The sequence below is a fragment of the Variovorax sp. OV329 genome (assembly GCF_900114785.1).
GTDB lineage: Bacteria > Pseudomonadota > Gammaproteobacteria > Burkholderiales > Burkholderiaceae_C > Variovorax.
Map to the genome: position 1 here is coordinate 21,158 of NZ_FOUG01000032.1, position 9,448 is coordinate 30,605.

The 9,448-nt window shown below is 65.8% G+C and carries 9 protein-coding genes; all 9 read left to right on the forward strand.

All coding sequences use genetic code 11. From position 1 onward, the window contains the following. Positions 1 to 138: 138 nt before the first annotated feature. The 9 genes from BM345_RS28705 to BM345_RS28745 are packed head-to-tail and all read left to right on the forward strand — an operon-like array spanning position 139 to position 9,376. Complete coding sequence (locus BM345_RS28705; RefSeq protein WP_093387030.1) at positions 139 to 363, forward strand: biotin/lipoyl-binding carrier protein; 225 nt, start codon at positions 139 to 141, stop codon at positions 361 to 363. Then, positions 360 to 1,055, forward strand: coding sequence for a GntR family transcriptional regulator (locus BM345_RS28710; protein ID WP_093387033.1), 696 nt, complete (start codon positions 360 to 362; stop codon positions 1,053 to 1,055). Before BM345_RS28705 ends, BM345_RS28710 begins: the two co-directional genes overlap by 4 nt. Further along, a complete protein-coding gene (locus BM345_RS28715) occupies positions 1,052 to 2,629 on the forward strand; it encodes a class I adenylate-forming enzyme family protein (protein ID WP_093387035.1) in 1,578 nt (525 codons plus the stop codon). Before BM345_RS28710 ends, BM345_RS28715 begins: the two co-directional genes overlap by 4 nt. Further along, positions 2,626 to 4,221, forward strand: a complete 1,596-nt coding sequence (locus tag BM345_RS28720; RefSeq protein ID WP_093387038.1) for an acyl-CoA carboxylase subunit beta — start codon at positions 2,626 to 2,628, stop codon at positions 4,219 to 4,221. Before BM345_RS28715 ends, BM345_RS28720 begins: the two co-directional genes overlap by 4 nt. Positions 4,222 to 4,233: 12 nt before the next feature. After that, a complete protein-coding gene (locus BM345_RS28725) occupies positions 4,234 to 5,826 on the forward strand; it encodes an acyl-CoA carboxylase subunit beta (protein ID WP_254790047.1) in 1,593 nt (530 codons plus the stop codon). A 56-nt stretch (positions 5,827 to 5,882) separates the two neighbouring features. Beyond that, positions 5,883 to 6,866 (forward strand): Bug family tripartite tricarboxylate transporter substrate binding protein, encoded by a 984-nt coding sequence (locus tag BM345_RS28730; protein WP_093387043.1) that lies wholly within the window; start codon positions 5,883 to 5,885, stop codon positions 6,864 to 6,866. A gap of 60 nt (positions 6,867 to 6,926) precedes the next feature. Then, complete coding sequence (locus tag BM345_RS28735; protein ID WP_093387045.1) at positions 6,927 to 7,955, forward strand: YeiH family protein; 1,029 nt, start codon at positions 6,927 to 6,929, stop codon at positions 7,953 to 7,955. 42 nt (positions 7,956 to 7,997) lie between these two features. Beyond that, the gene (locus tag BM345_RS28740) at positions 7,998 to 8,654 is read left to right on the forward strand and encodes a carbonic anhydrase (RefSeq protein ID WP_093387048.1); all 657 of its coding nucleotides are present in this window, start codon (positions 7,998 to 8,000) and stop codon (positions 8,652 to 8,654) included. Continuing rightward, positions 8,651 to 9,376: an enoyl-CoA hydratase/isomerase family protein gene (locus BM345_RS28745; RefSeq protein ID WP_093387050.1), complete on the forward strand. Its 726-nt coding sequence runs from the start codon at positions 8,651 to 8,653 to the stop codon at positions 9,374 to 9,376. The genes BM345_RS28740 and BM345_RS28745 overlap by 4 nt, the downstream gene beginning before the upstream one ends. The last annotated feature ends 72 nt before the right edge of the window (positions 9,377 to 9,448 follow it).

Consider the following 9,448-nt stretch of genomic DNA (forward strand, 5'->3'; position numbering starts at 1 on the left):
TGTCCGCCTTTGACAGTGCAGCCGTCTGCTGCGATGGACCGTATTGAATCATGTCACTTGTCCTATTGTCAACAATCTTAATGTTGAGTACAGTACAACCATTCCGGCGCGGGTCGGAAACTTTCTGAGGAAGACGACATGGCGACACAAACGATCCGATCGGACATCACCGGAACGGTGTGGAAGATCGTGGTTCAGGAGGGCGATGCCCTGCAGGCGGACGACACGATCATGGTGCTGGAGTCCATGAAGATGGAGATTCCGGTGATAGCGCCCGAATCGGGCCGCGTGGTCAAGATCCTGATCGCCGAAGGCGCACCAGTGCGCGAGGGCCAGGACATCGCGGTGTTCGAGGAAGCATGAAGGCTGCGCTTGCCCACCGCCAGCTGATGACGCTGCCCGAGCAGATTGCTGGGCGCATCTTCGCGGCCATCGAGCGCGGCGAGTACGCGCCGGGCGAGCGCATCCGTGAAGAGACCATTGCCGAGCAGCTGGCGGTCAGCCGGGGGCCGGTGCGCGAAGCGCTGCGCATCCTCGAGAGCGACGCGGTCGTGCGCATCCTGCCCAACCGCGGCGCGCACGTGACGCAGCTGACGATCAAGGAGGTCAGCGACATCTTCGAGATCCGCCGCGAGCTCGTCGGGCCCATGGTGCGGGGCCTTGCCCGCCAGGACACCAGGTTCATCGATTGCATCGAGGACGAAGTGCGCGAGCTCGAACTCCTGGCCAAAGAGCCCGACGCGGGCGAAGCCTACCTCGCAGTCAGCCATCGACTCGGCCGCCTCCTGTCCCAAGGCTGCGGCAACGACCGCTTGGGCGACATCATGTCTTCGCTGGCACGTCAGACCCGCCGCTACTCCAAGCTCGGCCTGGCGACCCCGGCGCGCCGCAACGAGTCTGCAAAGTGCTGGCGTGCGATGGCGAACGCACTGAAAGCCGGGGAAATCGATAGCGCTGCCGCCGCTGTCGAGAAGCTCATCCACGCATCACGGCTCGAGGCCGTGCGCCAACTTCAGTCCGCGCGGCCCAATCCCATCAAGGACATCTCTCAATGAGTTCCGAAAGAATTGCAGGGCATGCACTTTCCTGGGCTGCTGGCCAGTTCCGCGACCGCCCGGCCGTTGTGTTTCGCGACCAAAGCTTCAGCTACACCCAGATCGAGCGGCGAAGCAACCAGCTGGCCAACGCGCTGATCGGCCTGGGCCGACTTCCCGGCGAGCGGCTCGCGGTGCTGCTGAACAACTCGGTGCAGAGCATCGAGAGCCAGTTCGCCGCGGAAAAGGCCGCGCAGGCCTACGTGGCCCTGAATGCGCGGCACACGGTGCGCGAGCAGGCCGCGATCCTCAACGACGCGCAGGCCTCGGTGCTCATCGTCGGGCCGGAGTTCCGCGACTCGGTGCTTCAGGTCCGCTTGCAGGTGCCAACGCTGCGCGTCGTGATCGGCGTGGGCTGGCAGGACGCCAGCGTGCTGGACTACGAATCGCTGCTGACCCGCGCTTCGGACCGGGCGCCCCGCCTGAAGGTACCCGCCGACCTGCTCCTGCGCATCGCCTATACGTCTGGCACCACCGGGCAGCCCAAGGGCGTGGCCTACAGCATCGAGCGCTTCGAGGCGCGGCTGGCCAACCACTTCGCCGCCATGGAATACGGGCTGGGCATCGATGACGCGATGCTGCATGTCGGCCCGCTCACGCATGCCGCGGGCGTGCACCTGCTGCCCTGCTACCTGCGCGGCGCGCGCAACATCGTGGCCGACCGCTTCGATGCCGAAGAAGTGGTGGCACGGATCGCCGCCGAGCGGATCAGCCAGCTGATGGTGGTGCCCACCATGCTGGGCCGCCTGCTTGAGGTGCTGGCCGCCAACCCTGGCGCCGATCTTTCGGCATTACGGCGCGTCCACTACGGCACCGCTCCCACGCCCACGAGCATGGTCCACGAGGCGCTGGAGCGCCTGGGCCCGATCCTGCGCCAGCAGTACGGCATGACCGAGGCGGTGCAGCCTCTGTGCGTGCTCTACCCGCACGACCACCTGCAGGACGGGCTGCCTTCACAGCGCATCACCTCCTGCGGCCGCCCGACGATGGACGTTGACATCACTGTGCGCGACGCCGACGGCCAGCCAGTGGCGCCCGGTGAAGTCGGCGAGATTGCCATCGCCCACCGCGGCATCGGCGAGGTGGCCTTCTGGCGCCGCCCCGACCTGGAGCGCGAAGCCATCCGGAACGGCTGGTACTACAGCGGCGACCTGGGCCGCTTCGACGAGGAAGGCTTCCTCTACATCGTGGGTCGCAACAAGGACATGATGATCAGCGGCGGCTTCAACGTCTATGCGCGCGAAGTCGAGGACGCGCTGCACACCCATCCGGCGGTGGCAGAAGTGGCGGTGCTCGGCCTGCCCGATGCCCGGTGGGGCGAGGTGGTGGCCGCCTTCGTCGTGCGCCGCCCCGGCCAGGCGAGCGATGCAGACACGCTCTCGCGCCACTGCGGCGAGCTGATCGCCGGCTACAAGAAGCCGCGCGTGATCGAGTTCGTCGACGCCCTGCCGCGCAATCACGCCGGCAAGGTGACCAAGAACGACCTGCGCGACGCCTACCTCGCGCGCCATCCCCAAGGAGACATCGCCAAATGAACACCGCACTGCGCACCCCGCCCGAAACGGGCGACTGGGCCGAGGACCTTCAGGAGCTTGCCGAGCGCCGCGCCATTGCGCGCGAGTTGGGCGGCCAGGAGCAGGTTGCCCGCCATCACGCGCTGGGCAAGCTCACCGCGCGCGAACGCATCGATCGCCTGCTCGATGCCGGCAGCTTTGGCGAGATCGGCGCGCTGGCCGGCGCCGTCAAATACGGCGTCGACCGCAAGCGCGAGAGCTTCACGCCCAGCAACGCGGTGGTGGGTGTCGGCAAGATCGCCGCGCGGCGCACCGTGGTCGCGGCCGATGACTTCACCATCCGCGGCGGCTCCTCCGAGGGCTCGGTGTCCGAGAAGTGGATCTACGCCGACCGCTACGCATGGGAATACAAGCTGCCCCTGGTGCGCCTGATCGACAGTGCCGGCGGCAGCGTCAAGCTGCTGGACAAGCTCGGCCACACCAAGATTCCCGGCTATCCCATGCTGCCGATGACGCAGTTGCTGGGTGTGGTGCCTGTGGTCGGCATTGCGCTGGGCGCCTGCGCCGGCCTCGGCGCAGTGCGCGTAGGCGCCTCCCACCTGGCCATCATGATCCGGGGCAAGAGCCAGGTGTTTGCCGGTGGACCGCCGGTCGTGAAGCAGGCACTGGGCATCGACATCGACAAGGAGGCGCTGGGAGGCTATGACGCCATGCACCGCTACAGCGGCGCAGTCGGCCTGGCCGTGGACACCGAGGAAGAGGCGATGGATGCCACGCGCCGCTTCCTGTCCTACCTGCCATCCAACGTGTGGGAGCGCCCGCCGCGCGTGGCCTGCGACGACCCGGCCGACCGCTGCGACCCGTGGCTCAACCAGGCCATTCCGGCCGACAAGCGCAAGGTCTTCCAGCCGCGCAAGATCCTGAAGGCCATCTTCGACAAGGACTCGCTGTTTGAGATCTCTCCCGACTTCGGTGGCTCGACCATTACTTGCCTGGCGCGCCTGAACGGCCACGCGGTCGGGGTGATGACCAACAACCCGATGATCATGGGCGGCGCGCTCACGCGCTCTGCGGCGCTGAAGATGGCGCGCTTCGTCGACCTGTGCGACACCTTCCACCTGCCCATCGTCAACCTGGCCGACCAGCCGGGCGTGATGACCGGCGCCGACGCCGAGCGCGAGGGCACCATCGCCGCCGCATTGCAGGCGATGCATGCCATCGAGCAATCGGGCGTACCGTGGCTGGCGATCGTGCTGCGCCGCTGCGTCGGACTGGCGGGCGCCATGCTGAGCCCCCTGCACGGCCCCTCGGGCACCTCGCTGCCAAACCGCTATGCCTGGCCCTCGGCGCGCTGGGGCTCGATCCCGGTCGAAGGCGGGGTTGCAGCCGCCTACAAGAAGGACATTGCCGCCGCCGAGGACCCCGTTGCGCACCGCTTGGAGCTCGAGGCGCACTACCACGCCATTTCGTCGCCGCTGCGCACCGCCGAGCGATTTGGTGTGCTGGACATCATCGAACCCGCAGCGACCCGGCCGCTGCTGTGCGCCTGGATTGAGGACGCGTACCAGGCGACGGCCCGGCGTCTTGGGCCGGTGGGTCGCACGATGCGCTGAAAGGAATGCCAAGTGAGTACCACCCTTGAACGCGTGAATACCGCGGCCGATGCCAGGACAAATGGCATGGCCACCTACGAAGCGCAGCGCGCGGCACTCGACGCCCGCACCGCCACCGCGCTGGCGATGGGCGGACAGGACAAGCTCGCGCAGCGCCGGGACAGCGGCCACCTCAACGCCCGCGAACGCATCGCGCAGCTGCTCGACCCAGGCTCCTTCAACGAAACCGGCATGCTGGCCGTCTCCGTGGTGCCGGCCGACCGCGGCAGCTCACCTGCCGATGCGAAGATCACCGGTACCGGCCGCATCGAAGGCCGCCGGGTGGCCGTGGTGTCGAACGACATGACAGTCAAGGGCGCGTCGTCGTCCGCAGTCAACATCCGCAAGATCGCCCGCCTCAAGGAGACCGCCAACCGCAGCGGCATGCCACTCATCTTCCTGGGCGAATCGAGCGGATCGCGCGTGCCCGACAGCCTGGGCGCGGAGGCAATGGCCGCTGCCGGACAAGATCCCCAGCAGTACTGCCGCCGGCGCGAAACGCCCTGGGTCAGTGCCGTGCTCGGCCCCTGCCTGGGCTCGTCGACCTGGTACACCTGCTTGTCGGATTTCGTTGTCATGCGCAAGGGCGCGTTCCTGGCGGTATCGAGCGCGCGCGTCACTTCGCTCGCAATTGGCGAGGCCGTCGATCCCGAGGAACTGGGCGGCTGGAAGCTGCATGCCGAACAGACGGGGCTGGTGGACATGGTCGTCAACAGCGACGAAGAAGCACTGGCCGCAATCCGCCGCTTTCTCAGCTACCTGCCCTCCCACGCCGATGCACTTGCGCCGAGCCTCCCGCGCGCAGAAGCGGTTGCGCCGGACGCGGCAGGCCTGGCCGCTCTGGTGCCATGCGAGCGAAGCAAGACCTACGACATGCGCAAGGTGATCGCCAGCATCGTCGACGAAGGAAGCCTCTTCAACCTCAAGGACCGCTTCGGCCGTGCGGCCGTCACGGCGCTGGCCCGACTCGACGGCCAGAGCGTTGGCATCGTGGCGTCAAACCCAATGTTCAAGGGCGGCGCGATGGACCCGCAGGCCTGCCGCAAGGTCAGTGCCTTCATGGTGATGTGCGACTCCTTCAACATCCCGCTCTTGCTCCTCGTCGACACGCCGGGCTTCCTCGTCGGCATCGAGGGCGAGCGCATGGCCGCACCCGCACACATCATGAACATGATCCACGCGCTGCAACTGTGCAGCGTGCCCAAGCTGTCGGTGATCCTGCGCAAAAGCTACGGCCAGGCCTACCTCAACATGGGCGGCGGCCGCAACAGCGACGTGGTCGCGGCATGGACCAGCGCAGACGTCAGCTTCATGGACCCCCAGATCGGCGTCAGCGTGCTGCACGGCATCCGGCGCGAGGACGACCCCGAGCGTTTCGACCGCCTCAAGAGCGAGATGGCGCGCGACACCTCGGCCTATGCGCTGGCCGGAGCCTTCGGCGTCCAGTCGGTGATTGCACCGGAGCAAACCCGCACCTGGCTCATCGACGCCTTGAACGCGCACCGCCGCTCGCGCAACGGCGGCATCGGCGACCACGAGATGCGCTCGTGGCCCACCTATATCTGAATGCAGCCTTTCATCGCCTCCCCCCTCATCACAACGCAAGACAACCGGAGCCAACCATGAACCATCGATTCACCCGCCGCGCGCTCGGCGCCATCCTCGGCGCTGCCTGCACCGTCCTGGCCGCCCCCGCCTGGGCGCAGGCACCCTCTGACAAGCCCCTTCGCATCATCGTCGCCGGCCCCGGGGGCGGAAGCCTCGACGTGGTCTCGCGCCTGTTGGCGGACGGCATGCACAAGGAACTGAACCAGACCGTGGTCGTCGACCTGAAGCCCGGTGCCGGCGGCGCCCTCGCCGCCAACGACCTGATGCAGGCGCCGCACGACGGAAACACGATGATGGTCACGCTAGACGCCATCGTCAGCGAGATCCCGCACATCGTGAAGCTGCGCTTCGACATGGCCAAGGAGATCAGGCCGATTGCTGAACTGGCGCGCGGCGGGCTTGTGATGGTGGGCAATCCGTCCGTGCCCGCCAAGAGCCTTTCGGAGCTCATCGGCTTCGTGAAGGCCAACCCGGGCAAGGTGAGCTATGCCTCATACAGCGCGGGCACCGTTTCTCACATCATGGGCCTGCAGCTGAACAAGGCGGCCGGCATCGACATGACGCACGTTGGCTACAAGGGTTCGCCGCCGGCGCTGGTGGACGTGGTCGGCGGGCATGTGCCGCTGATGTTCGCGGGCATTCCGAATGCGCTGCCGCTGATCAAGTCGGACAAGGTCGTGCCCTATGCCGTGAGCCTTCCGAAGCGCTCGCCGCAGCTACCCAACGTGCCGACCTTTGCCGAGCTGGGCTATCCGCAGCTTGAGGCACTCGCCTGGGCAGGCCTGTGGGTTACGCCCGACGTGCCGGCGGCAGCGCAGGCGCGCCTGCGCGAAGTGGCGCTCAAGGTCATGGCGCAGCCGGCCACACGCCAACGCCTGGCCGAGTTTGGCCTGGACGCCGGCCAGCCGAGAACTGTCGAAGAGATGAGCAAGGGCCTGCGCTCCGACTTCGAGCGCAATGGCGAAATCCTGCGGTCCATCAACTTCAAGCCGGAGTGAATCCGTGATGTTCACCTTGGCGTGCTCGTTGGCGCCGGGTGCGCTCAGCGTCGACTTGCCATGAACACTGCACTCTCACTGGCCGGCTGGCGCGAACCCGTCCGCACCAACTTTCACGGCATTCTGGTGTCGGCGGTGGTGGCGCTGGCGGCCGTCTCACTGGCCGAGCACTACCGCATGTCGGCGATGCTGTTCGCGCTACTGCTGGGCATGGCGCTGAACTTTCTGTCTACCGAAGGCCGCTGCGTTCCGGGCATCCGCTTCTCGGCTAGCACACTGCTGCGCCTGGGCGTCGCGCTGCTGGGCGTGCGCATCACACTCGGACAAATCACGGCGCTGGGCGCCTTGCCGGTGGCGATGGTCGTGCTCAGCGTGGCCCTCACGATTGCCTTTGGCCTGGTGCTTGCCCGTGTGCTGGGTTATCGAAATCGCTTCGGCGTGCTGACCGGCGGCGCGGTGGCTATCTGCGGTGCGTCTGCCGCCATGGCCATTGCGGCGGCGATCCCCGCGGACGCGGACGACAAAGTTAGGGAACGCGCCACCATCTTCACCGTGATCGGCGTGAGCACTCTCTCCACCCTCGCGATGGTGGCCTATCCGGTCATCGCAGCACTGCTTGGCCTGCGCGGCGGCGAGGCAGGCGTGTTCCTGGGCGGAACGATTCACGACGTCGCCCAGGTGGTGGGCGCCGGATACGGTATGTCGAAGGAGACGGGCGACATCGCGACCATCGTCAAGTTGCTGCGCGTGGCGATGCTGCTACCCGTGATTCTTCTCATCTCGCTGGTCTACCGCCGACCCCGCCTTGCCGGAGGATCGCCCGGCTCGAAGCCGCCTCTGCTGCCGTGGTTCGTCCTGGTGTTCGCGCTGCTGGTTGCCCTCAACAGTGCCGGCCTGATTCCCGCCGCGCTCCAGCATGCGCTGCAAGCCCTGTCGACCTGGCTGCTGGTGATCTCCATGGCAGCCATCGGCATGAAGTCACACCTCAAGGACTTCGCAACTGTCGGGCTGAGGCCGATTGCTCTGATGCTTAGCGAGACGGTTTTCCTCGCGGTCCTGGTGATCGCGCTCCTCATTGCGGTGCGCTGAATCCATTGGCACTCCATTGCGTCCAATTAACGGTAGATCGCCATGACTAAATCCCAGGATGCGCTACGGCGCCTGCGCGAAGGAAATGAACGATTTGCCTCGGGAAAGGGCAACGCCGACGCATTCTTGCGGTGCGTGCGACGCGCCAGCACGGTGTCGAGTCAAGAGCCATTTGCCATCGTGATCGGCTGCTCCGACTCGCGTGTGCCGGTCGAGATCGTCTTCGACCAGGATCTGGGCGATCTCTTCGTCATTCGCGTCGCGGGCAACATCGTCTCGCCCTCTCAACTGGGGAGCGTCGAGTACGCGGCTGCTGAGTTTGGCAGCGCCGTGGTCATGGTGCTGGGCCATACAGGTTGCGGCGCCGTTCTCGGCACGCTGGAGAGGCTGCGCCGCCCCGCCGCGGCGCGTTCCCCGCACATGCGCTTCATTGCCGAGCGCATCGAACCGGCGGTAGCCCCCTTGCTAACTGCGCAACGGGAGCAGGATCGTGGCGCGCTGATCCAGGCGGCCGTCCGAGCGAACGTTTGCCAATCAGTCGAGCAACTGCGACATGGATCGGAAATCCTCGAAGGCCTGATTGCCAGCGGCCAGTTGCTTGTGATGGGCGGCGTGTACGACTTGGGGACGGGTCGCATCGAACTTCTGGAAGAAGCCGAGGTTGAACTGCCCGGATCGATCAAGGGAGGCTTGGCATGAGCGAGCGAATCTGGACGACGATCAAGGTCACAAATCCAGTTCCTCACGTCAGCGTCCTGGCGATGAATCGGCCCGATCAACGAAATGCGATCAATGTGCGGATGGCTGACGAGTTGGAAGCCTGCCTGACAAGCCTCAATGACGACCGCGATCTCCGAGCGCTCATCATCACGGGTGAAGGCACGACTTTCGGTGCAGGCGCAGACCTGAAGGAAAGGGCTGCCCTTGCCCCCGAGCAGACCCAGACGGCGCGTGAAGCGCTCTTGCGCGCCATAGTGATGATCGAGTCCTTGCGCGCTCCAGTGATTGCAATGATCAACGGTCCCGCGATCGCCGGATCCTTTGAGATTGCTTTGGCGTGCGACATTCGCGTGGTCTCCGAACGGGCCGTATTCTCGTTGCCCGAAGTGAGCAAAGTAGGCGCATTTCCAGGCGCAGGCGCTCCCGTCCGCCTGCCGAAGATGGTGGGCCGTGGTCGAGCAAGCTTGATTGTCCTCACCGGTCGCCAGTTCTCTGCTCAAGAAGCCTTTGCGCTGGGCTTTGCAGAAGTTGTCGTACCGCCCGAACGCTTACTCAACGACACATTGCTGCTTGCGTCTCAGATCTCGGCAAACAATCCCGAGGGCGTCAGCGCGGCCAAACGACTCATTCTGAGAAGCTGCGATTTCGATCTGCAATCGGGCATCGAGCTGTCACGCGTGTTGAGTTCCATGCAATCCTGACCCGGCATTTCCATCCAATATTGACCCACCCTCTTTGCGAGCCTGGTGGCTCACGGTGTGGATAAGTTCTTG

Coding starts and splice junctions, on each gene's coding strand:
- BM345_RS28705 (WP_093387030.1), top strand. CDS start 139: ATGGCGACACAAACGATCCGATCGGACATCACCGGAACGGTGTGGAAG.
- BM345_RS28710 (WP_093387033.1), top strand. CDS start 360: ATGAAGGCTGCGCTTGCCCACCGCCAGCTGATGACGCTGCCCGAGCAG.
- BM345_RS28715 (WP_093387035.1), top strand. CDS start 1,052: ATGAGTTCCGAAAGAATTGCAGGGCATGCACTTTCCTGGGCTGCTGGC.
- BM345_RS28720 (WP_093387038.1), top strand. CDS start 2,626: ATGAACACCGCACTGCGCACCCCGCCCGAAACGGGCGACTGGGCCGAG.
- BM345_RS28730 (WP_093387043.1), top strand. CDS start 5,883: ATGAACCATCGATTCACCCGCCGCGCGCTCGGCGCCATCCTCGGCGCT.
- BM345_RS28735 (WP_093387045.1), top strand. CDS start 6,927: ATGAACACTGCACTCTCACTGGCCGGCTGGCGCGAACCCGTCCGCACC.
- BM345_RS28740 (WP_093387048.1), top strand. CDS start 7,998: ATGACTAAATCCCAGGATGCGCTACGGCGCCTGCGCGAAGGAAATGAA.
- BM345_RS28745 (WP_093387050.1), top strand. CDS start 8,651: ATGAGCGAGCGAATCTGGACGACGATCAAGGTCACAAATCCAGTTCCT.